This window comes from Anaerotruncus sp. 80, assembly GCF_009936115.1.
Classification (GTDB): domain Bacteria; phylum Bacillota; class Clostridia; order Peptostreptococcales; family Anaerovoracaceae; genus Senimuribacter; species Senimuribacter intestinalis.
The window spans coordinates 59,666-84,211 of the sequence record NZ_QWES01000005.1; the positions used below are offsets into that span (position 1 = coordinate 59,666).

22 protein-coding genes and 1 pseudogene are annotated in these 24,546 nt (G+C 46.8%); 3 read left to right on the top strand and 20 right to left on the bottom strand.

Annotated elements, in window-relative coordinates; genetic code table 11:
• Positions 1-6: 6 nt before the first annotated feature.
• The 20 genes from D1155_RS04065 to rplS all read right to left on the bottom strand — a co-directional run bounded on the left by D1155_RS04065 (position 7) and on the right by rplS (position 23,735).
• Positions 7-1,581 carry an amidohydrolase gene (locus D1155_RS04065; RefSeq protein WP_160201128.1) on the bottom strand — a complete coding sequence of 525 codons (1,575 nt, stop codon included), beginning with the start codon at positions 1,579-1,581 and terminating at the stop codon, positions 7-9.
• A 93-nt stretch (positions 1,582-1,674) separates the two neighbouring features.
• On the bottom strand, positions 1,675-2,451 hold the full coding sequence (locus D1155_RS04070) for an enoyl-CoA hydratase/isomerase family protein (RefSeq protein WP_160201129.1): 777 nt from the start codon (positions 2,449-2,451) through the stop codon (positions 1,675-1,677).
• Complete coding sequence (locus tag D1155_RS04075; RefSeq protein ID WP_201759521.1) at positions 2,451-3,647, bottom strand: CaiB/BaiF CoA-transferase family protein; 1,197 nt, start codon at positions 3,645-3,647, stop codon at positions 2,451-2,453. The genes D1155_RS04070 and D1155_RS04075 overlap by 1 nt, the downstream gene beginning before the upstream one ends.
• Before the next feature lie 119 nt (positions 3,648-3,766).
• On the bottom strand, positions 3,767-5,170 hold the full coding sequence (locus tag D1155_RS04080) for an amino acid carrier protein (protein ID WP_160201131.1): 1,404 nt from the start codon (positions 5,168-5,170) through the stop codon (positions 3,767-3,769).
• Between the two features lie 69 nt (positions 5,171-5,239).
• On the bottom strand, positions 5,240-6,844 hold the full coding sequence (locus D1155_RS04085) for an amidohydrolase (protein ID WP_243151010.1): 1,605 nt from the start codon (positions 6,842-6,844) through the stop codon (positions 5,240-5,242).
• Between the two features lies 1 nt (position 6,845).
• Positions 6,846-8,123: a hydroxymethylglutaryl-CoA reductase, degradative gene (locus D1155_RS04090; protein ID WP_160201133.1), complete on the bottom strand. Its 1,278-nt coding sequence runs from the start codon at positions 8,121-8,123 to the stop codon at positions 6,846-6,848.
• A 16-nt stretch (positions 8,124-8,139) separates the two neighbouring features.
• The gene (locus D1155_RS04095) at positions 8,140-9,108 is read right to left on the bottom strand and encodes a hydroxymethylglutaryl-CoA lyase (protein ID WP_160201134.1); all 969 of its coding nucleotides are present in this window, start codon (positions 9,106-9,108) and stop codon (positions 8,140-8,142) included.
• Positions 9,109-9,290: 182 nt separating this feature from the next.
• Complete coding sequence (locus tag D1155_RS04100; protein WP_160201135.1) at positions 9,291-10,709, bottom strand: sigma 54-interacting transcriptional regulator; 1,419 nt, start codon at positions 10,707-10,709, stop codon at positions 9,291-9,293.
• Positions 10,710-10,733: 24 nt separating this feature from the next.
• Positions 10,734-11,582, bottom strand: a complete 849-nt coding sequence (locus D1155_RS04105) for a bifunctional 5,10-methylenetetrahydrofolate dehydrogenase/5,10-methenyltetrahydrofolate cyclohydrolase (RefSeq protein ID WP_160201136.1) — start codon at positions 11,580-11,582, stop codon at positions 10,734-10,736.
• A 9-nt stretch (positions 11,583-11,591) separates the two neighbouring features.
• Positions 11,592-12,224 (bottom strand): cyclodeaminase/cyclohydrolase family protein, encoded by a 633-nt coding sequence (locus tag D1155_RS04110; RefSeq protein WP_160201137.1) that lies wholly within the window; start codon positions 12,222-12,224, stop codon positions 11,592-11,594.
• 387 nt (positions 12,225-12,611) lie between these two features.
• A complete protein-coding gene (locus tag D1155_RS04115; RefSeq protein WP_160201138.1) occupies positions 12,612-13,178 on the bottom strand; it encodes a DNA-3-methyladenine glycosylase I in 567 nt (188 codons plus the stop codon).
• A gap of 122 nt (positions 13,179-13,300) precedes the next feature.
• On the bottom strand, positions 13,301-14,464 hold the full coding sequence (locus tag D1155_RS04120; RefSeq protein WP_160201139.1) for a pyridoxal phosphate-dependent aminotransferase: 1,164 nt from the start codon (positions 14,462-14,464) through the stop codon (positions 13,301-13,303).
• A gap of 13 nt (positions 14,465-14,477) precedes the next feature.
• On the bottom strand, positions 14,478-15,920 hold the full coding sequence (locus tag D1155_RS04125; protein ID WP_160201140.1) for a sigma 54-interacting transcriptional regulator: 1,443 nt from the start codon (positions 15,918-15,920) through the stop codon (positions 14,478-14,480).
• A 115-nt stretch (positions 15,921-16,035) separates the two neighbouring features.
• A complete protein-coding gene (locus D1155_RS04130) occupies positions 16,036-17,052 on the bottom strand; it encodes an ornithine cyclodeaminase family protein (RefSeq protein WP_160201141.1) in 1,017 nt (338 codons plus the stop codon).
• A gap of 27 nt (positions 17,053-17,079) precedes the next feature.
• Positions 17,080-18,483, bottom strand: coding sequence for a TIGR00366 family protein (locus D1155_RS04135; RefSeq protein ID WP_160201142.1), 1,404 nt, complete (start codon positions 18,481-18,483; stop codon positions 17,080-17,082).
• A 138-nt stretch (positions 18,484-18,621) separates the two neighbouring features.
• The gene (locus tag D1155_RS04140) at positions 18,622-19,731 is read right to left on the bottom strand and encodes an NAD/NADP-dependent octopine/nopaline dehydrogenase family protein (RefSeq protein WP_160201143.1); all 1,110 of its coding nucleotides are present in this window, start codon (positions 19,729-19,731) and stop codon (positions 18,622-18,624) included.
• Positions 19,732-20,074: 343 nt separating this feature from the next.
• Positions 20,075-21,751, bottom strand: a complete 1,677-nt coding sequence (locus tag D1155_RS04145) for a formate--tetrahydrofolate ligase (RefSeq protein WP_201759522.1) — start codon at positions 21,749-21,751, stop codon at positions 20,075-20,077.
• A gap of 24 nt (positions 21,752-21,775) precedes the next feature.
• Positions 21,776-22,438, bottom strand: a complete 663-nt coding sequence (locus D1155_RS04150) for a ribonuclease HII (protein ID WP_160201144.1) — start codon at positions 22,436-22,438, stop codon at positions 21,776-21,778.
• Complete coding sequence (gene ylqF / locus D1155_RS04155) at positions 22,435-23,271, bottom strand: ribosome biogenesis GTPase YlqF (protein WP_160201145.1); 837 nt, start codon at positions 23,269-23,271, stop codon at positions 22,435-22,437. The genes D1155_RS04150 and ylqF overlap by 4 nt, the downstream gene beginning before the upstream one ends.
• A 119-nt stretch (positions 23,272-23,390) precedes the next feature.
• On the bottom strand, positions 23,391-23,735 hold the full coding sequence (gene rplS, locus D1155_RS04160; protein WP_160201146.1) for a 50S ribosomal protein L19: 345 nt from the start codon (positions 23,733-23,735) through the stop codon (positions 23,391-23,393).
• Positions 23,736-24,081: 346 nt separating this feature from the next.
• Here rplS and D1155_RS04165 point away from each other — a divergent pair.
• The 3 genes and pseudogenes from D1155_RS04165 to D1155_RS04175 all read left to right on the top strand — a co-directional run.
• Positions 24,082-24,201 (top strand): annotated as a pseudogene (locus tag D1155_RS04165) (excisionase); the annotation flags it as partial.
• Positions 24,202-24,213: 12 nt separating this feature from the next.
• Positions 24,214-24,396, top strand: a complete 183-nt coding sequence (locus tag D1155_RS04170) for an excisionase (protein ID WP_160202952.1) — start codon at positions 24,214-24,216, stop codon at positions 24,394-24,396.
• A 69-nt stretch (positions 24,397-24,465) separates the two neighbouring features.
• A partial coding sequence (locus D1155_RS04175) for an integrase DNA-binding domain-containing protein (protein ID WP_161880226.1) occupies positions 24,466-24,546 on the top strand: 81 nt, incomplete at its 3' end.

Consider the following 24,546-nt stretch of genomic DNA (forward strand, 5'->3'; position numbering starts at 1 on the left):
TTTTGTTTATGATATAGCGCGATAAGTCACCTTCCCGCCTGTCATGGTTAGAACAACTTTTGCTCCGGAAATTTCCTCTACAGGAATTTCAAACAGATTTCTGTCAAGCACGGTCAAATCCGCATATTTGCCGACAGAAATCGTACCCCGTACATCCTCACTAAACCCTGCATACGCCCCCTCATAGGTAAACGCCTGCAGCGCTTCTTCTAAGGTCAACCCGTACTGGGGATACCAGGTCTTGCCGGAAACCGGGTCTTTACGGGTTACCGCATACTGCAGATTGGGCAGGATATCAAATTTTTCTACCGGGCAGTCGGAGCCTGCACACTGATGCACGCCCAGCTCAGCAAACCTTCGCCAGTTATAGCTGGTAGCCTCCAGTTCCTCTCCTACGCAGTCTTCTACGATATGCATATCATAGCGGACAAAAATCGGCTGAATATATGCCAGCAGATTCAGTTTCTGAAACCAGTCCTGCTGCTTTTCGCTCATAATCTGGCAATGGACGATCCCGTGGCGAAGATTCGCCTTTGGATTCTCATAATGCGCCCTGCGCAGCGCATTCAGCGTCTGTTCCAGTGCACCGTCGCCGATACAATGAATCGCCATCTGCATTCCGTACTCCTGCGCCAAGGATATCATCTCCTGCAGTTTCTCATCGGTATAATTCAGCACGCCACAGGTTTCCGGCGCGTTGCAATACGGCGCAAGCATAGCCGCCGTATGGGCGCCGAGAGATCCGTCTGTAATAATCTTCAGCGGTCCGATTCTGAAAAAACCGTAATCATCGCCGGTTCTGTGCCCTGCTGCAAGAAATTGTTTCAGCTCCGGCAGGGTTTCCAGATTGCACTGTTCATAAATCCGCACATCCAGCTTTCCTGCTTCGGAAAGCTCTCTGTACGCCTGTAAAATCAGCTTCCCGCAGGTGCCCGGCAGCACCGTAAAATCATCGGTATGAACTTCCGTAATACCGGCTCTTGCGGCAGCGCGCGCCGCATCCTGAATCAGTTCCTTCAGTTCATCTAAATCCGGCAGCGGCTCCGCCTCAGAAATAGCGTTTTGCATCTGTTCTCTGACGATACCGTCCGGACAGCTTTCCAAAAGTCCCGAAAGCGCCAGCGCTTTTGTATTGCAAACGGAAATATGCAGACAAGCTCTCTGCAATACCACCGGCACCTCTTCTGAAATCGCATCTAGATCCGTCCTGGTAGGCATGGTTTTTTCTATCCAGTCGTCCTGGTTGAAACCGCCTGCCAGGAGCCATCCACCCTTCTCGCTGATTTCAGAAACTCTGCCGCGGCAAAGCTCCATCGCTTCTGACAGTGACTTAGTCTCTGACAGATCGATGGTTCTCCGAACCATGGCGTCGTAAATAAAATGCAGGTGACTGTCGATAAATCCCGGCACCACGAATCTTCCGGCAAGGTCAATCCGCTCCGTCCTGCTGCTTGCCAGCGCCAGCATCTCCTGGTCACTACCCAGCGCTGCAATCACGCCGTTTTTCACTGCTATAGCGCTGCATGCAGGATATGCCTGATCCTGCGTATAAATTGTTCCGTTGTAGAAAATGGTATCCATAAATGCAATCTCCTTCTGTGATAATACATTTATTATATCAGCTTCCTTTTCCCACTGTAAACAATAAATTCCAGCAAAATCAGCACAATTTATTTACCACTTCTTCGACGGAAAGTCCGGTTTCCGTTTCTCATAGAAGGCTGCCAATCCTTCTTTTGCGTCTTCACTGGTAAAGGCTTTATACCCCAGCAGCGCCTCCGTCTCAAAAGCCTGTTCAGCCGGCATTTCTCTCAGCTTCAGCACAGATTCCTTTGCCGTCTGCACTGCCCTTGTACTGCAGGCGCAGAGCTTCTTTGCCATCTCCATGGCTTTCTCCATCACCTGTTCAGGCGGTACCACCGCATTTAAAAGTCCATAGTCTAACGCCTTTTGCGCATCGATCCTCTCGCCGCTTAAAATCAGTTCCATTGCTCTGACATAAGGAATCTGTCTTGCCAATCTTACCAGCGTGCCGCCGGCAGGCACGATTCCCAGAGAAACTTCCGGAAGGGCAAATACTGCCTGACTGGAAGCCACTCTGATGTCCGACGCCAGCATAATTTCAAAACCGCCGCCCATGCAAAGTCCATTAACTGCGCAAATAAGCGGTTTAAATAGCCTGCTGTGCTTTAAATGTGCTGCGTCCCACTCGTCGATATAATGTCCCTGTCCCAAATACGGAATGGATTCCGTCAGATCCGCCCCGACACAGAAAGCCTTCTCTCCTGTTCCTGTCAAAATGCATACTGCTACATGGTCATCCTTCTGCGCTTTTTCAAAAGCCTCTCCTAAGTCCTGATACATCTGCAGCGTCAGGGTATTCAGCTTTTCCGGTCTGTTAAACCAAATCACTGCAATCCCATCTTTCACCTCATAAGAAATATGCGTCATCACAAAACTCCTTCCTCTGAAAGCACACGGATTTCTTCTTCCGAATATCCCAAAAACTCTTGATAAATTCGGGCGTTGCCTTCTCCGATCTCCGGCGCGCGGCCCGAAGTATCACACGGCGTTTCACTCAATTTAATCGGTGTTCCGAACAGCTTGCCGTGAGCATTTCCGTAAGCATAGTCGATAAACATGTCCCTGTGATTCAGCTGCGGATCTAAAAGCACCTGATCTATCGTATGAATCGCTGTCAGCGGTAATTTTTCCGCCAGCGCGTCCTGCAGCTCCTGACAGGTATACGCAGAAAACCACTGATTGATTTTCGGCAAAATTCTCCTATTGTAAACTTCTTCGTCAAAGCGCTTTGCCATGGTATCAATTTCAGGATCCTGCAAAAGCCCCGGTTCGCCAAAGAACTCGCAGGTCGTCTTCCAAAAACGATCTGTATAGCCGCCGAAGAAGACTTCGCCGTCCTTTGCTCTGAATTTCCCATAAGGCCTGCAGAGGGGATGATCATTTCCAAGAGGCTGCTGCACCTGGTCTCCCACCGTATAATTGGAAACGGCATTTTCTGTCAGCGCCAGAGAGGCGTCCAGCTGCGCCACGTCCACCAGCTGTCCCTGTCCCGTTTTCTGCGCGTGAATGTACGCAGAAAGAGTTCCAATCGCGCCGAAAAAAGTTGCCGCCAAATCCCCGATAATCGTACCGATTCTGGTCGGTTCACCGGGCATACCGTTCATGGACCAAAGCCCGCTGAGCGCCTGCCCGCTGTTATCATATGCAGGCCATGTCGAATACGGTCCCGTCTGTCCAAATCCCGAAATTGCCGTATAAACCAGCTTCGGATTGTACGTTTTCAAATTTTCATAACCAACACCCAGCTTATCCATTACGCCGGCGCGATAATTTTCCACAACAATATCCGCTTTTTGAACCATCTGCCGGAAAATATCCTTTGCCCGCGGCTCTTTCAAGTTCAACGTGATTGCCTCTTTATTCCTGTTATACTGGGCGAAGAAAGCGCTCTGCCGCTTATCTCCATCTACAAGATATGGCTCAAAATCCCGTGTATAGTCCGGATCACCGGGATTTTCAATCTTAATCACTCTAGCGCCAAGATCGGCTAATATCATCGTTGCATAAGGTCCTGCAACAACTCTTGTTAAATCCAGTATCGTTACACCTTCCAGTGGTTTCATTTTCTTTTTCCTCCAAAAACTCATACCGGAAAGCCTGACTTTTCAGTGACTTTCCGGTATGGATCCAAAACAAGACAGGTCTTTATTTTACAGAATTCATTTCACTTGTGTTATAATCGTTATTTCGTTTCTTTCTTGGCTCTCTTTGCTTCCATATCAGCAAGATAATATTTACCCGGTGTATGGAAGAATTCATCCTGCAGTTTTACAACCTGTGGTACAAGCCAGATAATCGCGATCATATTTGGTATGATGAACAAAGCATTGACAAAATCGTTGAGCTGATATACAACCGTCAGTTCCATACCGAAGGTTACGATGATCATGGTCGCAATGGCGATAAATCTCCATGCAACGCCGGCCTTTGGCGTTTTAAACAGGAACTCCGCCTGTCTCTCATCGTAGAAAATGACTACGGTAATCGTTGTAATAACAAAGAGCAGTACGCAGATTGCCACAAAATAGTCTCCAGCCGCGCCAAATACTGTATGGAACGCCGCCTGTCCCAAAGCGCCGGCATCTACACCCGGCTGCTTCCATACGCCAGTCGTCAGTACAGAAAGCGCCGTCGCTGTGCAGACTAAAATCGTATCTACGCCTACTTCAAAGACGCCCCACATCGCCTGCCGGATCGGATGGTCAACATCGGCTGCCGCATGGGCTGACGGTGCAGAACCAAAGCCCGCTTCGTTGGAATATACACCTCTTGCGGAACCCCAGCGCAGCGCCAGCGCAACGGTAGAACCGGCAAAGCCACCAACTGCGGCGTGCGGTGTAAACGCATAGACAAAGATACTGCCCAGGGAAGGAAGAATCTCACCGGCGTTGCACACTAAAATGATGATAACGCCCAGCAAATAGATCGCTGCCATGATTGGCACTGCCTTTTCCATAACACTGGCAATTCTCTTAATACCGCCGAAGACAATCAGCGCAACAATTGCCGCAACAATGATACCGAATACCGTACCATTAATGCCAAATACCGCAACCTGTGCGCTGGCGGACAGCGTCTGTGAAGCCACCGACGGAATTCCCGCAATCATGGTAAAAAACGCACAGAAAATCGCAATAGCGCGTCCTGCCTTTTTCCCACCGAACAGTTCCTTGACATAGCTGAAAGCGCCGCCGACCCATTCGCCGTTTTCGTTTTTCGTTCTGTATTTCATACAAAGAGCAATTTCAACATATTTGGTACAGCAGCCGACAATAGCGATAATCCACATCCAGAAGATTGCCCCCGGTCCGCCCAGCGCAATGGCTACCGGAACGCCCACGATATTGGACGCGCCGATGGAAGATCCCAGTGCAGAGCATGTTGCTGCAAAAGGAGATATTTTACCGGCTTCTGCTTTCACAAACATCTTGCCAAAGGTCTGGGAACAGATGTAACGGAGCCTTGTAATCTGTGGAAAGCCTAATCGAAGGCTCATATATAATCCGCCGCCAACGATTAAAATCAGAATGGGAAGTCCCCAAAACCAGTTGGCGCACGCAATACAAAAATTCATAATAGCTAGCATCGTTTTTTCCTTTCTATGTTTCTATGTTTGGAAAAGATATTCTGTAAGGATAAAAATCAGATCTGTACTTTACTGATCCTTTGTCCTGTCATACACACATTCGCCGTCCATATAGGTTTGCTCTACCCGAATTTCAGGAAAGCGTTCTGGCGGTACATGCAGAATATCCTCTGACAATACCGCAAAATTAGCCCGAAAGCCTTCTGCCAGCTGACCGATATCAGAAAATCCCGCAATTTCAGCGCCCTCTTTCGTATAGAGTCTGATCGCTGTTTCGATATCGATGCTGCCTTTCTCACCGCAGTCCGTTCCATCGTACGCCGTTCTTGATACCGCGCACTTGAGATTTGGAAACGGATCGGACGGATGCGCCCAGGAGGTTGCCGGAGCGTCCGTTGACAGCGCCACTTTCACGCCGCAGTCCAGCATATGGGAAATGGGATAGGTCTCCTTAATCCAGTCCATACCCAAATTGTTTCGATAACTCTCAATTTCAGCATACAGGAAAATCATCTGCGTTGCAAAGGCAATTTTTCCTGCTGCCGCCTTTTCAATGGCATTCTGGGACGGGTCTGTAATATGCTCCATGCGAACAGACGGCATATCACAAAGCCACGATCCGGTCTGATATGCAAGATCCACAATCCGGTCGATTGCCCGTTTTCCCATAGTGTGTACAGCCAGCTGGCACTGATGTTTCTGACAAAATTCCATGGCGCTTTCGATTTCCTCGTCGCTGCACACAGAAATGCCACATTCGTCACAGGACCCCAAATAGGGTCTGTCCATCCATGCCGTTCTGCCGCCGATACTGCCGTCTGCAATCAGCTTAATTCCATTTCTGTGAATCTGCCTGGATTTGTCTGCTTTCTCAGCGTCCCACCGGAAATCAGGATTTTTACGAATCAAATCCCAAATATAGTACATGCCTACATCCTGCCGGAATCCTTTTTCTGCCGCTTCCTGATAATAATCGAAATAATCCACTGCATCCAGGTTTCCCATATCCGTCACCGCTACAATCCCCTGAGAAAGCAGCAGCTTTCCCAGATCCACTAGACCATCCACGATAACCTCTCTGGATTTGTCCGGCAAAACCGCGCCGACCAGATGGCGGGCATTTTCTTTGAGAATCCCCGTCGGCACGCCTTCCGCATCCCGTTCAATTTCTCCGCCTGGCGAATCAGGGGTATCCTTCGTAATCCCTGCAAGTTCCAGCGCTTTACTGTTGACACTCCGAATATGAGAGCAGGAACGAAGCAGTTCGATGGGATAATCCGCTGACGCCTTGTCCAGATCATACCGGTTTGGCGCGCGATGTTCCGCAAACTTTTCTTCATCATAGCCCCAGCCGCAAATCCATTCTCCTGGCTTTTTCTCTAACGCTGCGCGGCGAATTTCCTCCTGCAGTTCCTCGATGGAGTGAACCACCGGTGGCAGGCAGGATATCTTCGCCGCGCAGTCTGCCAAAATGACCGGGTGCATATGGGTATCCACAAAGCCGGGAATGACGCGCTTTCCTTTCAAATCCTCAGCTTCACAATCATATTCCGGCAAATCGCTTCTGTCTCCAATAAAAGTAATTCTTCCGTCCTCCACTACAAAGCACTCCGCATAGGCTTGCTTCGGATTTGAGGTGAATATCTTACCATTGATAAATACTTTCTGTTTCAATTCAGCCTTCATCTCCTTGCTTTTTATACTGTTCGAAAAGCTCTGCCGCATATTCCATGCGTACTTTTTTCTCTGCCACCATCTGTTTCACGATTTTCTCCAGCGTTTCACCCTTTGCGCCTACGGTGCTTGCCAGATTTCTCGCATGCAGAGACATATGTCCTCGCTGGATGCCCTCCGTCGCAAGCGCTTTCATCGCCGCCAGATTATTTGCAAGACCTGCAGATGCGATAATCTGTCCCAGCTCCGCAGCAGTTTTTACATCTAAAATTTTCACGGCTGTTTGTGCCGCCGGATGGATTTTGGTAGCGCCGCCCACAAGTCCGACCGCCATAGGCATCTCAATACAGCCGACTAAATCTCCCTCTGCATTCTTTTCCCAGGTGGTTAGCGATGTATATCTTCCGTTTCTTGCCGCATAAGCATGGGCGCCGGACTCAATGGCCCTGGTATCATTTCCCGTGGCCAGCACCACCGGAATAATTCCGTTCATAATCCCTTTGTTATGGGTTGCTGCCCGGTAAGGGTCTGCCGCCGCAAAGGCATAAGCGCTGAGAATTTTTTCCACCACCTCTGCGCCGCCGACTGCTTCCTTTTTCCAAGTTGCTCTTGCCCGCACCACACGCCTGTCCGCCAGATTGGACAAAATCCGCAGCTCCGCAATGCCGCCGGTCAGTTCCTCTATGTAAGGGGAAACCGTTTCTGCCATGGTATTTACCGCATTTGCGCCCATGGCGTCCAGGGTGTCCACCAGAAGATGCACAATCACCATAGGGCCTTCCGCAGAATCTATGATTCTGACCTCCACATCCTTTGCGCCTCCGCCAAAGCTGACCAGTACCGGGTCTTTTTCGTTGCAGATTCGCAAAATTTCCTCTTTTTTCTCTAAAATCATACTCTTTGCTGCAAAAGGCGCAGGTACGCGCAGCATCTGAATCTGCGCAATCATGATATTGCCGGAGGTACTTGCTGTAAAGCCGCCTGCCGCTCTTGCCATCTTTGCCGCATTGCTGCATGCCGCAATGACAGACGGTTCTTCTGTCACCATGGGAATTACCACGTCTTTACCGTTTATGATAAAGTTAATGGCAACACCCATCGGCAGCGCGAATCTGCCGATTACATTTTCTACCATGTGATCCGCCTTGTCCATGTCCAAAGAATCCGCGCTTCTGAGAACTTCCTGTTCTGCGATAGAAAGTCCCGCGAATTCGGCAACCTCCCGCATTCTTGCCTCTGTATCCAGCTTGAAAAAGCCGGAATAGCTACTTGTTTTCATCTTATCATCTCCTCTGTTATTTGATTGCTGCTGTAAAGGAATGCAGCGTGCGTCCTAAAATTCGTTCCATCATCTGCGTAATAACGCCGCATTTTTTCTCATCGATTCCGGTATCAATCCCCATGGCATTTACCATGGAGACAAAGTCGCAGGTTTCCACCAGCCCGGTTCTCTCCGTATCAAAGTAATATGCGCCGATCCCCTTGACAGGTACGCTGTCGACAATATTCGCAACTTGTCCGCCAATGCCGCCCAGGCTGCAGTCAAAGGTTCTGACACCTGCCTCCATCGCTGCACAGTAAGATGCCATCCCCATGCCGCGTATATCATGGACATGGAAGGAATGCATCGATGCATCTGGATACTTCTGTAGGATATGCGAAAAATAGCGGTATACGGTTTCCGGATCTGCGATGCCGTCAGGATCAGAATGTTCAATCTCGTCAAATCCAATGTCAAAAGCCCGATCTACAAATTCGTAAGCCTTTTCGATTGGTATTTCTCCCTGGATCGGACATCCGAAAATCGTTCCAATATTGCCGAAAACCTTCTTGATGCCCAGACTGTGAAGAAATTTTATATTTTTTTCTGCTTCATTAAAAAGTTCTTCATGGGTTCTGTTCATATTCTTGCGGGCATACGCCTCGCTGGTTGCCAGCTGTCCGCACAGTACGCGGTCAATCTGAACGCCTTCTTCAAGGGCTGCAGCTACACGCTCACAGGCTTTCGTGTTGAGCGCAAGGACGGTGTACTCTACGTCCTCTCTTTTCGGAAGTCCTTTCAATACCTCCAGGATATCCTTAAACTGGGGTACATATTTGATATGACTGAACGTGCCGACCTCAATGCGCCGAAATCCTGCTTCCATCAGCCGCTCTGCGATCCAGAGCTTCACCTCTGTGGGCACGAACATTTCCTCGTGCTGAAATCCATCCCGCAGGGTCACGTCGATGATGTCCACTTTGCCCGGTAATGGTCTTTTCAAATTCTTTCACTCCCTCCTTCAGTCTTTGCACTATACTATCGCAAAGGGCGTGCCAATCCGTTCATTTGAAAAAGGGCAACAAAAAAACGCCTGAATTTCAAGCGTTTTCAGTATTAGATTAAAATTGCAGCCGCACTTTTTTCGATGAAAAATTCTTTATTTATAAAAATATTTTTATTTATTCAAAATTTTTTATTAGTGATCCCCAGCTTCTTCAGTCTGTACTGCAGCTTCTGCGGAGAGATGGAAAGCCTCCTGGCAACATCAATTAACTTGGTTTCCTGCTCCATCACAGTCTGAATCACCTGACGCTCATAGGCTGCCAGCATCTGTTCCAAATCAATATGCATTCCCGGCTCTATCTCTGCTGCTTCAGAAAGTAAATCTGCCCGCTGTGATACATTCCGTTCTTCTCTGCTGACCGTCTTTACAAGCTGTGTTCTTCGGAACAGCGCGTCCACACTTTCCAAGCTAATATATTCCTTCTTTTCTATATTAAACGCGCTTTCGATGATATTGCGAAGTTCCCTCACATTGCCGGGCCAGTCCCACTTTACAAAGACCTGCTCCGTCAAAGGGCTGATCCCCTTGATATTTCGCTGCATGCGTTCATTATAATAGCGAATGAAGTGTTCCGTCAAAAGCAGAATGTCGTCGACACGCTCTCGAAGCGGTGGAATTTCGATCTGTAAAACACAAATTCTATAGTACAAATCCTCCCGAATTCGCTTTTCGGAAAGCAGCTTTTCAAGGGGTTCGTTGGTCGCGCAAATCAGACGTACATCAAAATGAATATCCTGATTACCGCCAATCCGGCGTATTTTCTGTTCTTCAATTGCCTTCAGAAGCTTCGCCTGCATCCCTAAATCCATCGAATTAATTTCGTCCAGAAAGAGGGTGCCTCCATTGGCCATTTCAAAAAGACCTTCTCTGGATTCCGCGCCGGTAAAGCCCCCCTTTTCTGTACCAAAAAACATGCTTTCAAGAAGATGGGATGGAATTGCAGCACAGTTCTGTGTAATAAAATTTCCGGTACGCCGCTTTCCCTCTGCATGGATTGATTCTGCAACCAGTTCTTTTCCTGTCCCTGTTTCGCCATAAATCAGCACCGGTGAATCACTGTTGCTGACCTCCAGTATCATCGCTTTCATTTCCAGCATTTTCCTGTTCTGCGTGATGATATCATCTGTGACATAAAGCTTCTGTTTCAGATATTCTGAGGTCTTCAAATTCTGTAGATACAAGAGCTGCGCAACATTGGCCGCGCCCAAAATCACCCCACTCTCCACAATGGGATACGTGATGCCGCGCAGTACCATCTGATAGTTTTTCCAGGTCAGCTTCTGCGGTTCGTCGATGGACATCTTTCCTGTCTTTAGTGTTTGAAAAACGGTACTGTTTTCCTCTGACAGATCCTCATAAAAATTCGTCAGATGCTCTCCGACAATCGATCTGGTCCAGTCCGGAATGACTGCATTAGACATTCTGCCAAACCACGTGCTGTACTCCACAATGCCATGTTTATTTACAATCAGTACACCATCATATTTGGTATTGTCGATTTGCATAATCTGGTTCAGTTTATCAATCAATCCACTCATTGCACAAAGGTTCCTCCTGCAGAACTAAAGCATGCTTTGTTCTGCCGCTTCCACGACATGTTTCATCAAAAGACTGGTTGTCACACTGCCCACACCGCCCGGTACCGGGGTCAGCCACACCTGGGCGTCCTCACAGACCGACACATCGCCGATCATTTTTCCTTCCTCATTAAAGTTGATGCCCACATCCACAATCACCTGACCTGGACTAATCATCTCATCTGTCAAAGTCCCTGCAGCGCCGGCGGCTGCTACAATCACATCCGCCGCTTTGCAAAGATTCCGTAAATCCTCCGGTCTGGTCTTTGTGTGGCAGACGGTTACCGTCGCGTTTTCCTTCAGAAGCATCAGACTGACGGGCTTTCCGATGACCATGCTCCTGCCGATGACCACCGCCCGCTTTCCGCGTAAATCTACATCGTAATGTTTCAAAATTTCAATGCAACTTTCCGCTGTGCACGGCGCGAAAGCACTGTCCCCAGTAAAAAATCTGCCCAGCGCGCCATCCGAAACGCAGTCCATATCCTTTTCCGACGCGATGGCATTTCGTACCTTCTCGCTGTCGATGTGCCTTGGCAAAGGCTGCAGCAGCAGCACACCATGAATTTCCGGATTCTGATTGATGGATTCTATGACCGCAATGAGATCCGCTTCCTCTATCTTCCCATCACAGATGAATTTTTCTGTCTGTACGCCGATCTTCTTTGCCTTTTTCACAGCGCCGTTTTCATAGGCGATATCGCTGCCGTTTTCCCCCACACGAACGATTGCAAGGGTCGGCACCACGCCTTTCTCATAAAATACGGGCATCTTTGCAATCAACCCTTCGTCAATGGCGTCCGCCACTGGCTTTCCTTTTAGTAATTTTTCCATCTTGTCCCCCTATTTCTTTAGCTGACTGTACACTTTCGCGTACACCTCATCGGCGGCTACTGTATATTCCATCAGCATCTTCTCAGCTTTCTCATTGAGCGTTTCGGCGTATGCTCTGTCCTGCATCGAGCCTGTATTAATAAAGACGTTCAGTGACGCGCCCTGCAGGGCTGCTTTGGCAAAAATTACGCCGACACCGGCATCACTGACTGCAAGAACGCTGCCCTTTTCCGCAAATTCCCTGTGCAGATCAATCGCCTGGCAACATTTTTCCATAATTTCCAGAGGTACGCTACATGCATCCTTCAGCACAAGCTCCATGACTCGCGCCTTCTCCGCCTTTTCTTCCTTCGTTTCTTTCGGCATGCCATAAGCCGCCGCAAGGGGCGCGAAAACCTCCGCGTCCTTTTCCACAAGGGCAAGCAGCTCTGCCTGCAGAACTTCCGCCTGTTTCATCAGTCCCTTGATTTCTTCTTCCACAGCAGCATATTTCTTCTTTCCTACCGTTAACGCACCCACCATACTGCCAAGGGCTGTCCCGAGTGCGCCCACCAGCGCCGACGCGCCGCCGCCGCCCGGCACAGGCGCTTTGCTCGCCAGCACTTCTGTAAATTCTCTCAAGCTTTGATCAATCCATTGCATAGCTTGTACCTCTCTTTTCTTTTTAAACTGGTATTAGTATAGCACGGGTGCCGCTATTTTTGCAAGCCGCACCCTTTTCTTTCGCGCGGCAAACGCGTGAAAAAGCGATACCCTTTTACACTGCTGACAAAACTGACAATTTCTCAGATTTTTGTCAGTCTTGTCGGTGTTTTATGTAAAAATCCTGACAAAACTGACAGAATCGAAAAAAATTGTCAGTTTTGTCAGGATTTCAGGGGCATACGATGTGATTTCGACACGATTTACTGACAAAATCTTTCAAAATCCAGAATTTTGTCAGTACTATCGTCGAAGACTCCTTTCATGGGTTTGCCATGTTTTCTTTCACTCTCACCTTTTCTTTGATTTACTAGAACACGCAGCCTTTTATTCTTTTGTGCCGCGCGCTTTGAAACAGCCTTCTTCATGAGAATCAATGACGCCGACCGCCTGCAAGTACGAATAAATAATCACCGTTCCGACAAACTTCATTCCTCGTTTTTGCAAATCCTTTGAGATCTGATCGGAAAGTGGAGAACTTACCACATCTGTTTCGTGCAAAACAGTTTCGCAGGTCCAATGCCAGAGATAGTTGGAAAAACTTCCGTATTCCTTTTGGATTTCGCGAAAAATCCGCGCATTATTTACTGCCGCTCGAATTTTCAATTTGTTGCGGATGATGCCTGGATTTTCGCGAAGTGCTGCCATTTTTTCCTCGTCATAATCACAGACTTTGGCAAGATCAAACCCATCAAAAGCAGCTCGAAAGGCTTCTCTCTTATTGAGCACGCACTCCCAGGACAAACCCGCCTGAAAGCTTTCCAAAATCAGCATTTCGAAAAGCTGATGATCGTCATGCACCGGCACACCCCATTCTTCGTCATGATAACGCAGATAGATTTCATTCTTGGGATTCACCCACCTGCACCGTTTTTTTCCATCTTTCCATTCCATTCCGTTTCTCCTTTTCAAACATAAAACGGCAAAAGCGTGCACATTTCTATACGCACGCTTTTCGTCTCTCACAATTTCTTATTGTGTGCATAGGAGCTTTAGCTCCGTCATGCACACTTTTTTTACTGAAACGCCTCGATCTTTTCAATTCGGTCAAAAGCCTCTTTCAGGGTATCCACATTGACAGTGCAAGCGATACGCACATAGCCTTCTCCGCAGGCTCCAAAGGCATCACCCTGCAGCATCAGCACATGTGCCTCCTTTAGGATCAGTTCCGCCGCCTCAGCACTGGTCAGCCCACTTTCCTTAATGTTCATAAACAGATAGAAACTTCCCTTCGGCGGGTAAATCACAGAAAGCTTTGGAATCTGGTTAATTCTCTCCGCTGCATAGAACATTCTCTTCCTGTATTCGGAAATCATCGGCGGCTGAATCTCCGCTCTGTGGCGAAGTGCATAGATTGCAGCACGCTGAGATACTGACGGCGCAGTAAATACTACATTTTCGTTAATCTGCTGAATCACCTTGATGATGTAATCCGGCGCAATGATGTTGCCCACTCTCCATCCTGTCATGGTGAAGTTCTTGGAGAATGAATTGAGAATAATCGTTCTTTCTTTCATACCCGGAAGTGTCGCAAACGGCACAAACGGATTCTGGTAACTGAACGAGGTATAAATATCATCAGAAATTACAATTAAGTCATGCTTTACAGCGATTTCTGCGATTTTTTCCATAGTCTCTACAGTCAGGCAGTTTCCGGTCGGATTGCTCGGCGAGTTGATGACCAGCGCCTTTGTACGCTCTGTAATCAGAGATTCCAGACGTTCAATGTTAATCTGAAAGTCTTCCCCCTCATAAGTTGGAAGCTCAACAGGGATGCCTCTTGCCAGTTCCACCTGCTGCGGATACGGCGTAAAGTACGGCGCCTGTAAAATTACCTCATCTCCATCGTCTATGATGGCTTCCAGCGCCAAATACATGCCCAGGCATGCAGATGCGCAGACAAAGACTTCCTCGTCTACAACATCCATCTGATACTCTTCTTTATAGTATTTGCAGATTTCTGCGCGCAGCTCCGGATCTCCTCTGAAATCCGTGTACTTGGTATGTCCGGCTTTTGCATCTGCAAAGGCATTGTCGATAATAATATCATGGGTGATTAAATCCGGATCCCCTAAACTCAGATTGATCACATCATCAAAAGACTTTGCCATTTCATCAGATTTTCCCATAGCAGTACTCTGATCTTTCCAGTACCGCTTTGCAATAAACTTGTGCTTCATTTTTTCTACCTCTCTATACATTAAGTTCTTTTAATCTGCGATACAACGTAGCTTTGCTGATGCCCAGCACCTCCGCTGCTTTCAGCTTGCCTGAAAGTGTATCGCCATAAATTCTGATGGCCTCTAAAATATATTCATCTTCCACATCTCTAAGCGGTTTCAAACAAATTCCGCTTTCAGAAGGTGGTTCCGTGGCGTTGCCCAAAATTCTTTGCGGCAAATCTTCAACCGTAATATAGGAACCAGAAGAAATATTCACCGCATATTCGATAGCATTCTGCAGCTGTCTGATGTTGCCCGGCCACGCATACTCGTACAGCCTGTCCATGGCCGCCTTGTCTATGCCAAAAATATCTTTGTGCAGCGCCTTTGCATAAATCCTGAGAAAATGCTCTGCCAATTCTCCAATATCACTTCGTCGCTGTCTTAGCGGCGGTAATGTAATAGGGATGACACTGAGGCGATAATACAAATCCTCCCGAAACTGTCCGTTGCGCGAAAGCTCCTCTAAATCCTGATTGGTGGCTGCGATAATCCGTACCGACACCTCTATCTCCTTGCTGCCGCCTACTCGCTGAATTTTTTTCTCCTGAAGGGCTCGCAAAAGTTTCGCCTGCAGATGGATTGGAAATTCACCGATTTCATCGAGAAACAAAGTACCGTGATTGGCGAGTTCAAACTTTCCCAGCTTTCCGCCCTTCAACGCACCGGTAAATGCCCCCTCCTCATAGCCGAACAGCTCGCTTTCGATTAAGTTCTCCGGTAGCGCCGCACAGTTAATGGCAACAAAAGGACCATCCGCATTTCTGCTGGCGGTATGAATGGCTCTAGCAAAAACCTCCTTGCCAGTTCCACTTTCTCCTTGGATCAGAATCCCTGAATTCCCCTGTGCAAAACGCCTCGCCTCTTCTTTTACCTTCCGAAACGCGGGACTGCTTCCTACAATGTCTTCAAAAGGCAAATTGCAACTGTTATTTTTCAACTGCTTGACAGTTTCTTTTAATTTCTTCGTTTCAGAAGTCTCTTTTAGTTTCATCACCAAAAGTTCTGACATTCTGTGAATAAACTCCAGAAAATCCTTGTTCTTTTCCATCAGTCTCTTTACATCTTCTTTTCCATGGGCATAAAGACCAATGGCGCCGTAAATATCCTCTCCATCGATAATTGGAATGGAAATCATTGCGTTAACGTCGCACGCATTCTTCTCCGGACAATTTTTGCATCCTGCAAAATCCTTCTTGCTGTCTTCGATCACCATCATTTTTCGTAGGCGAACGGTCTCCACCAGCATGGAATTACCGGTCAACTTATTCAGCGCCCGCTGATTGGTGATGCCGTCTTTGCTGTCCCCAATAATCTGAAACTGCATATCACAGACCAACACCTGCATGTCCGCTACTGTGCTGATAATTTCTGTGGTCTTCTGTGCATATTCTCTGATACTACCTAAATTCATAATTACCTCTGGGAACGAATCACAGCGCAAAGGCTGCCAGTGGCAGCCTCTACTTCACGTATATTTTCATTTTAACAGAAGATTGCACTTATTTCAATACTTTCATTTTCTGTGTCTATTTATCATAGGTTCTGAAAGCAAATACCGGCAGGCTGTCGTCTTCTGCAAAATAATCTTTGTACAGCTGTCCCGCTGTGCCGATGTCGGTGGAACCCATACCGATAATACTTGCACAGATGATTTCATCATCGTTTTCTCTTCCGCTCTTACGCCCCACTACGATATCCGGCATTTCAGCATGGATGTTTTCTTCTGTGATTCTTCCGTCATGAACCAGTTTCAAAAGTTCACCCCTGTGGGCGTTCTGTGCCCAGCTGTCGACAATCAGCTTGTCACAGTGAAGCGGAATGTTTTCATCCAATTCCTGGAAGGAACCCAGAGACATCACAGTACAGCCCTTTTTCAGCCACGCACCCATTACCAGCGGCTCATTGGCGATGGTTACCGTAATGATCAGGTCAGAGCCTTCACAGCATTCCTGATTGGTCTTTACCGGCGTCACCTTTACCGAAAGTTCCTGATTGAGTTCTTCTGCACATTTTACCGCTGCTTCCCAGTATAAGTCAGAAATCTTGATTTCTTCCAGATTTTCACAGGATTCTGCGATGGCTCTTGCATTCATTCTGCCCTGCACACCTGCGCCGATGATGCCGGCAACCTTGGCATCTTTGCGAACCAGATACTTAGAAGCAACACCTGCAGAAGCGCCGGTTCTGATATCGGTAATAAAACTGCCGTCCATGATAGCAAGAATTTCACCAGTTCTTGCTTCGTTTAAGATAATGACACCGCCGATATAAGGGATGCCTTTCTTTGCATTATCATTGAAGCCCCAAACCCATTTGATCCCGGAAATATCTACATCCTGACCGATATACGCCGGCATTGCATTGTAGGAGCCGCCATATGGTGGCCAGTCGTTGCTTTCCCCTGTATCCAGCGTAATTTTTGCCGGCATATTCACTTCGTTATGTCCATGGGCTTCATACACCTTTTCAACCAGTTCGATGGATTTTTTCATGTCCAGCACTTTCTGTACATCTGCCTTTGAGATCATCTTTACATTATTCATTTTCATTTCCTCCTATTTTTAGGTTCCTTAAAATGGACCGTAATTTGTCAAAACTGCTGCCGCAAGGATAATGCAAACCCATGCGGACCATTTCATTACCAGTGAGAATGCAAACTTAAACCACTGCTTAAAAGATACGCCTGCAAGTCCCAGTGACGCCATCAGAATCGGATGTACCGGCGTAATCATATTCCAGAATCCATCGCCGCTTTGAAATGCTAATACTGCGGTCTGTCGAGTAATACCAAGCACGTCAGCTAGTGAACTCATAATCGGCATCACCACAACCGCTTGTCCCGAAGACGACGGAATCAGGAAGTTGACAACCCCCTGTGACAAGTACATGCCCCATGCTGCTACCACGCTTGGAAGTTTCGCAAGCGGTACAGAAGTCGCATAGACGATGGTATCCAAAATATTTCCGTCCTGCAAAACAATCAAAATCGCTCTGCCAAGACATACCAGAATGACCGCTGTCGCAATATCTCTGCAGCCAATCATAAACTCGTTGATCGTGTCGTTAAAGCTGCCCTCAAAGTGAATCAGTCCTACGATGATTCCCATAAGGAAAAACAGCGCAGCCATTTCGCCCAGGTACCAGTCAAATTTGATAATGCCGTATACCAGTACCGCAACAGTCAGAACCAGAACCAGCAAAATCACCTTGTCTCTGCCGTTAAATTCGCGTTCCTCTACAGTCTGCAGGTTTTCCGGCAGTTCGTTTAAGTTCACCACCTGACCGCTGGCCTTGAACTTTTTTCCGTGGCGAATGGTGTGATGAATCGCAATGAGAAGCGCCCCTACGCCCAGCGCGATGCGAAGTCCTATACCGGAAAACATCGGCAGGTCGCAGATGCCCTGTGCCACGCCGGTGTTAAAGGGATTCAGCGCACCTGCTGAATATCCGCTGTAAAGTCCCACAATTGCCATAGATACGCCTACAATCGGGTCAAATCCCATCTTAATTGCAATTGGCACTAAAATTGCTACCAGTGGAATGACCTCTTCGCCCATGCCATAGGACATGCCGCCAAGGAAAAATGCGCTCATGATGATAATCACCAGCAGACTTTCCTTTCCTTCATATTTGCGAATCAATTTGTTCAGTCCTGCCGCAATAGCGCCCGACTTGGTTACAATGCCAAAGGCGCCACCTATGACAAAGATAAACCAGGCAATATCAGAAGCGTCCACCATACCGTTATAAATAGACATAATCAGCTGCATGAATGTCGTCGGATTGGATTCTGCACTGGCATAAGTACCTGCTACGACTAGCGTTCTGCCTGTGGCTTCATCCAGCTGCCGCTCAAAAAGCCCTGCGGGAACGATATACGTTAAAATTGCAGATAAAACCACTAAAATAATCAAAAGAGTTCCCGTATCCGGAAAGCGCAGTTTGAACTTCTTTTCTTCTAATTTCGGTTCCATGATATTTCCTCCTATATTTTTTCTGCTGTTATATAAAGCATAAAACGTGCCAACTTAATTTCCATTGAAATTTAAACAATTTCTTGATTCAATGCAATGAAGCTTCTCAAAATGAGAACCTTCGACTGCTATTTGTTCTCATTTTGAGATTTTCTCTTTGATTGCCTCCGCTGACAGACCACCAAGTCCCATCTTTTTAAGCGTTCGTCCGCTCTCAAAATAGTTATCTTCATTATATGCCGATGCTAGCGTTATGCAAGCACGAATAATCGGCGTATCAACACCGCAAAGTTTTGCCAGTTCATAGCATGGCACCAACACATAAGGCACATCTTCACTGATATATCTGGCTTTCGAGCTATCTGGTGCACCGTTGATTTTTCCGTGTGAAACAGATTTTCTGTTAAAGTCATAAACGCTTTCTTCCTCCATACCATACAGCGCATTCATCGCCTCAAGTTCCGTCCGTAGTGAAAAGCCCAAAGCACTGCCCACCGCCAGCCGCTCTAAGTCCATCTTAGCGGCCGCTCTTGCTGTTGCCGCACTGCAGCAGTCCTTATAGTAATTAAACGCCCCGTTAAAATTCTCCAAAAGTCCTATGTTAATGGTTGTCATCAGTGGATGTCCGCCAAAGTTGATATTCTCAAGGCCTGCAACCAGCGGATTATTCAGAATCTCCACCGGAATCGGTAGCAAATCTCTCACCGCATCCTCTACCTTGCCGCTTTCATCTGACGGATAGATGGACAGCGGCAGGAACTTCTTAATTCCCATGATTCCAGTTACACCCGGCGATAGCAGTCTGCATGCCCAAGGAATGCTGATTGTATCTGCAAAATGTACATCAAGGTCAATTTTTCCCGCATTTTTCAGCATTTCAGTAAATACAAGACTTGCGTAATTTGCCGGCATAGTCACTATAATACTGCCATCCTTTAAATGCGGTATCATCTGTGCAAAGAAAATCTCCTGTGCAAAGGACGGACATAGAATCACATACAGCTGACAGAACTCCATCGCTTCCTTGATATCGCAGGTGGCAAGCTCTATCGGCTCAAATCCTTCCAGGATCATAGAGCAGCCGTGTGTCTCTCCCGCCGCACTGATTCCTCCGCGTTCTGCAATATTTTCTATCTGCGTAGGAAACTGCGAAAAATCGCAGATGCAAACCTGATATCCTGCTCTTGCAAAGTGATAAGCTGCAGTAACACCACCGTTTCCTGCACCAAATACAGTAACTCTTTTCATAAAATTAACCTCCTTTGGTATCTTTTTCTTGCCTGTATAAATCGCATAAATCATGCCAACGTAGAAACACTGCAATTGCAAGGATACAAAAACAGCATTTCTCAAATTGAGAAATGCTGTGCCTTATGTTAAGGTTCTTCTTATGCATCGAATTTTGGTTAGTCGCTACATAGGCAAATGGCTGGGTGGTCGCAACGGAAAATAGCAGCAGTCATTTTAAAAACATAAAGAAAAACCAGGTCCCACACGACCTGGCTTTTCTTCACGGTAAATACCATAAATTTAACTTCTTGTTTTCTGTCGGGCATTATACAATCTCCAGCATCGATTGTCAATGTCAATCTTAGAATAGTCCTGTAATCTTTCCTGTGTTATCTACATCTATTCTTTCTGCTGCAGGTACTTTCGGCAATCCCGGCATCGTCATAATATTGCCAGTCTTTGCAACGATAAAGCCTGCGCCCGCATCGATTTTCAAATCTGTTACTGTAATGTTGAACCCTCTCGGTGCGCCAAGGAGCGCCGGATTATCAGAGAAGCTGAACTGAGTTTTCGCCATACACACAGGCACATCATTAAAGCCCAGTGATTCCAACTGCGCCATCTGCTTCTTAGCGTTGCCCTCAAAGATAACGCCGTCAGCTCTGTAAATCTTCTTTGCAATCATTTCAATTTTTTCCGCAATGGAAACATTCAGCGGATATACGAACTGGAAGTGATTTTCCTGTTCGCACAGACGCAAAACTTCGTCAGCCAGCGCCAGACCGCCTTCACCGCCCTTTGCCCATACCTGAGAAAGCACTACGTTTACGCCCAGCTCTTTGCACTTATCCTCTACCATTTTCAGCTCAGCGGCAGTATCTGTCGGAAATTCGTTGATAGCAACTACAGCTGGAAGACCGAAGTTCTTTGTTACGTTTTCTACATGCTGTAAAAGGTTTGGAAGACCTTTTTCCAGTGCATTTAGATTTTCAGCAGCAAGGTCTGCTTTTGCAACGCCGCCGTGGTATTTTAGAGCCTTTACGGTTGCTACGATAACACATGCAGACGGAGTTAATCCAGCCTTTCGGCACTTGATATCTACAAACTTCTCTGCACCCAGGTCAGCCGCAAAACCAGCTTCGGTTACGACATAATCGGCAAGCTTCAGCGCCATCTTAGTTGCCATAATGGAGTTGCAGCCATGAGCAATATTTGCAAATGGTCCGCAGTGTACAAATGCCGGCGTCTTTTCCAGCGTCTGTACCAGGTTTGGCTTCAGAGCATCCTTCAGAAGGGCTGCAGCAGCGCCCTGTGCCTTGATATCTCTAACGGTAACCGGTTTGTCATCATAGGTGTAGCCTACAATAATGCTTGCCAGTTTTTCTTTCAGGTCGTCGATATCCTTTGCCAGACACATAATCGCCATAACCTCGCTGGCTACAGTGATTTCAAAACCATCTTCTCTTGGCACGCCATTGACCTTGCCGCCCATACCATCTAAGATATAGCGCAGCTGTCTGTCATTCATATCTACAGCTCTCTTCCAGGTTATTCTTCTAGGATCGATGCCCAGCACATTGCCCTGCTGAATGTGATTATCAAGCATAGCGGCAATCAGATTGTTTGCTGCGCCGATTGCATGGAAATCGCCTGTGAAGTGAAGGTTGATATCTTCCATCGGTACAACCTGTGCATAGCCGCCGCCAGCAGCACCGCCCTTCACACCAAAAACCGGTCCAAGAGATGGTTCTCTCAACGCTGCCATAACGTTAACGCCTTTTTTGTGCAGTGCGTCGGCAAGACCTACAGAAGTAGTAGTCTTACCTTCTCCTGCTGGGGTCGGTGAAATTGCAGTTACCAAAATCAGTTTGCCGTCCGGCGTATCCTGCTTTTCCTGCAAAAGATTATAGTCAACCTTTGCTTTATAGTTTCCGTACTGCTCAACGTACTTTTCATCAATTCCGGCGGATTTGGCAATCTCTTTTATATTTGCCATTTCCACTTCCTGGGCAATCTGAATGTCGCTTTTGATTTCCATAGGTACTTCTCCTTTTCATTTTCTTTATTTAAAATTCTTTAAAAAACTTTTCCTGTGTATCGGTGTCATGCCGCACCGGGTAAGGCCTTCGTAGTGGGCTTTAGTGCCGTAGCCTTTGTTTTTCTCAAAGGCATAATCCGGATATATCTTGCTCCATTCCGCCATCTGCCTGTCACGGGTTACCTTTGCTATAATCGAAGCCGCCGCAATAGACACACTCTTTGCATCACCTTTAATCAGGGACATCTGGGGCTTTTCCACAGCGTCGATTTTCATGGCGTCAAAAAGCACGTAATCAATGTCCGCACCGAAGCGCTCTCTGAGCATGATCTCCGCATTTTCGATGGCCTGCGTCATAGCAAGTTTGGTTGCCTCCAAAATATTGATTTCATCTATAACCTGATTGTCTCTGCTGCCGATTCCCACCGCCAGCGCCTTCTCCAAAATCACCTCATAAAGCTGCTCCCGCTTTTTTTCTGATAGCTTTTTAGAGTCGTCTACGCCAATGACGTCAAAATCTTCAGGCAGCACCACCGCTGCAGCAACTACAGGTCCTGCAAGAGGTCCTCTTCCCACTTCGTCAACGCCTGCAATATATCTGTAACCTTCCCCGCAAAGCTGCCGCTCGTAGCTCAGCATTTCCTCCAGTCTGGCTTTCAGATATGCTTCTCGTTCTGCTTTTTTCATATTTGCTCCAATGTAATATTTCCAATTTTTCCGCTTCTAAATTCATCTAACACGGTCCTTGCGCACCGCTCATAGTCGATTCGCTTGCCAGGCAGGATAAAGCCCCGCTTTCTTGCGATTTCTTCCATGGTTTCAAGAGGCATGTCGCACACCGCATCCAACTTATAACGCTCTGCCAATAAGTCCGGATAGGCGTCCTGCAGCACAGTAATCAATTCCAGTGCAAGGTCTGCCACATCCAAAATTTCATCTTTGATAGAGCCGCAAAACGCCAGATTCAAACCTGCCTTGGGATCCTCAAACTTAGGCCACAAAATGCCCGGCGTATCCAAAAGCTGCATGCCATTTTTTAATGAAAGCCACTGTTTGCCTCGGGTTACCCCCGGTCTGTCACCGGTCTGAGCGCTTTTGCGTCCTGTCATTCTGTTAATTAGAGAGGATTTGCCTACGTTAGGCACACCTACAATCATCATGCGGAGAGGCTTGTTTCGCATCTGCCCTGCGTTCTTTGCCGCCTGTTCCTTATCCAGCATTTTAAAAAGCTGGTTTACACCACCGCCACTCATGCAGTTCATAGCAAGAGTCAAATTGCCCTCTGCCGCAAAATGCGCTGCCCACTTGTCGTTCTCCCTTCGATCTGAAAGATCACTCTTGTTCAAAACGATAATCCGCTTCTTGTCCTTTACCAACTCATCGATAATGGGATTTCGGCTAGATATAGGAATCCTAGCATCAATGACTTCTATAACCAGATCCACAAGCTTCAGATTTTCCTGAATCAGTTCTCTGGTCTTCTTCATATGTCCGGGATACCAGTTTATATTTTCAATCATGTTTTACCTCATCTGTGTGTATTTACGCATATACAAATAGTATATCATTTCTTAGCCGTCCCGTCCACACTTTCATTCGCTAAAGAAAAAAAGGGAACCTAACGGTTCCCTTAGAAAGTTTATCTTTCTTTGCTCTTGATCTTAGCAGCTTTACCGGTTCTACCACGCATGTAGTGCAGTCTGGCTCTTCTAACATCACCTTTTCTAATCACTTCGATTTTTTCAACCCATGGTGAATGTACAGGGAATGTCTTCTCAACGCCAACGCCGGAAGCAATTCTTCTAACAGTGAAAGTCTCAGCAATTCCGCCGTTCTGTCTCTTCAGTACAAAACCTTCGAAAATCTGGATTCTTTCTCTGTTACCTTCTTTAATTTTAACGTGAACTTTTACAGTATCTCCCACGTTAAATGCAGGGACTTCTTTCTTTAAGTAATCCTGTGCAACTGAATCTAAAATATTCATTGTATAGTATCCTCCTTCCCTCCAAGACGTTCTTGTCGCTCATTTTCCTTGCGTACAGAGGACCGCCCGTAATTACAACATGAGCATTATATCATATCGGACAAAAGATTGCAAGAGTTTTTTATGCTCTCGGGTGGGTTTTCTGCTCCAAAAGTGATAATGTCTTAAGAAAGCGCAAGAGAAAATGTCCCAAAAGGATTCCTAAAAAACACATATCATAGTAAACTATCTCTTCGGAGGTGGTTTTTATCAGAAAGGTTGAACTTAGAATGAAAGAACAGAAAAAGTACGAAGTGATTAAAAAGCTAAAAGAAACAAACGGAAACAAGAAAAGAGCTGCCGTCGGGATAAGCTCTACGAGATGACAAACAAAGAGGATTGCCCATTTGTATTGTGGATTGGAAACCGCAGGCTGATAAAAAGAGAAGTTTTTGATGAGTACATAAAAAAATCATATTCGATTTAAGGAGGAACTACTATGGATGATGAAGTTATGACTTATAAGGCAAAGCTTGAAGCAAGGAATGCTGACAAGCCAATATGGGAGAAAAAATGTCTTTCTATTGAAGAAGCGGCGGCATATTCCGGTATCGGGATAACGAAGCTCAGACAATTATCACAGCAAAAGAAATGCCCGTTTGTAGTGCCGCTTGGGAATTAGGTTTTTATTGTCCGGGAGAAATTAGATACCTATATCAAGGGTAAAAAGCATATTTAGGAGGGGTGACTTATGGCTAAGGAAAAGAGAAAGGATAAATCAAGAGTAGTTCTTCGTACCGGGGAATTACAAAGAAGCAACGGTACTTACCAA

What these genes read in the sequence shown, in the direction of transcription:
- D1155_RS04120 (WP_160201139.1), bottom strand. Translation starts at nt 14,464, where the DNA reads ATGAAGCACAAGTTTATTGCAAAGCGGTACTGGAAAGATCAGAGTACT.
- D1155_RS04115 (WP_160201138.1), bottom strand. Translation starts at nt 13,178, where the DNA reads ATGGAATGGAAAGATGGAAAAAAACGGTGCAGGTGGGTGAATCCCAAG.
- D1155_RS04090 (WP_160201133.1), bottom strand. Translation starts at nt 8,123, where the DNA reads ATGAAAACAAGTAGCTATTCCGGCTTTTTCAAGCTGGATACAGAGGCA.
- D1155_RS04125 (WP_160201140.1), bottom strand. Translation starts at nt 15,920, where the DNA reads ATGAATTTAGGTAGTATCAGAGAATATGCACAGAAGACCACAGAAATT.
- D1155_RS04130 (WP_160201141.1), bottom strand. Translation starts at nt 17,052, where the DNA reads ATGAATAATGTAAAGATGATCTCAAAGGCAGATGTACAGAAAGTGCTG.
- D1155_RS04070 (WP_160201129.1), bottom strand. Translation starts at nt 2,451, where the DNA reads ATGACGCATATTTCTTATGAGGTGAAAGATGGGATTGCAGTGATTTGG.
- D1155_RS04140 (WP_160201143.1), bottom strand. Translation starts at nt 19,731, where the DNA reads ATGAAAAGAGTTACTGTATTTGGTGCAGGAAACGGTGGTGTTACTGCA.
- D1155_RS04080 (WP_160201131.1), bottom strand. Translation starts at nt 5,170, where the DNA reads ATGCTAGCTATTATGAATTTTTGTATTGCGTGCGCCAACTGGTTTTGG.
- rplS (WP_160201146.1), bottom strand. Translation starts at nt 23,735, where the DNA reads ATGAATATTTTAGATTCAGTTGCACAGGATTACTTAAAGAAAGAAGTC.
- ylqF (WP_160201145.1), bottom strand. Translation starts at nt 23,271, where the DNA reads ATGATTGAAAATATAAACTGGTATCCCGGACATATGAAGAAGACCAGA.
- D1155_RS04150 (WP_160201144.1), bottom strand. Translation starts at nt 22,438, where the DNA reads ATGAAAAAAGCAGAACGAGAAGCATATCTGAAAGCCAGACTGGAGGAA.
- D1155_RS04135 (WP_160201142.1), bottom strand. Translation starts at nt 18,483, where the DNA reads ATGGAACCGAAATTAGAAGAAAAGAAGTTCAAACTGCGCTTTCCGGAT.
- D1155_RS04145 (WP_201759522.1), bottom strand. Translation starts at nt 21,751, where the DNA reads ATGGAAATCAAAAGCGACATTCAGATTGCCCAGGAAGTGGAAATGGCA.
- D1155_RS04100 (WP_160201135.1), bottom strand. Translation starts at nt 10,709, where the DNA reads ATGAGTGGATTGATTGATAAACTGAACCAGATTATGCAAATCGACAAT.
- D1155_RS04075 (WP_201759521.1), bottom strand. Translation starts at nt 3,647, where the DNA reads ATGAAACCACTGGAAGGTGTAACGATACTGGATTTAACAAGAGTTGTT.
- D1155_RS04110 (WP_160201137.1), bottom strand. Translation starts at nt 12,224, where the DNA reads ATGCAATGGATTGATCAAAGCTTGAGAGAATTTACAGAAGTGCTGGCG.
- D1155_RS04105 (WP_160201136.1), bottom strand. Translation starts at nt 11,582, where the DNA reads ATGGAAAAATTACTAAAAGGAAAGCCAGTGGCGGACGCCATTGACGAA.
- D1155_RS04065 (WP_160201128.1), bottom strand. Translation starts at nt 1,581, where the DNA reads ATGGATACCATTTTCTACAACGGAACAATTTATACGCAGGATCAGGCA.
- D1155_RS04170 (WP_160202952.1), top strand. Translation starts at nt 24,214, where the DNA reads ATGGATGATGAAGTTATGACTTATAAGGCAAAGCTTGAAGCAAGGAAT.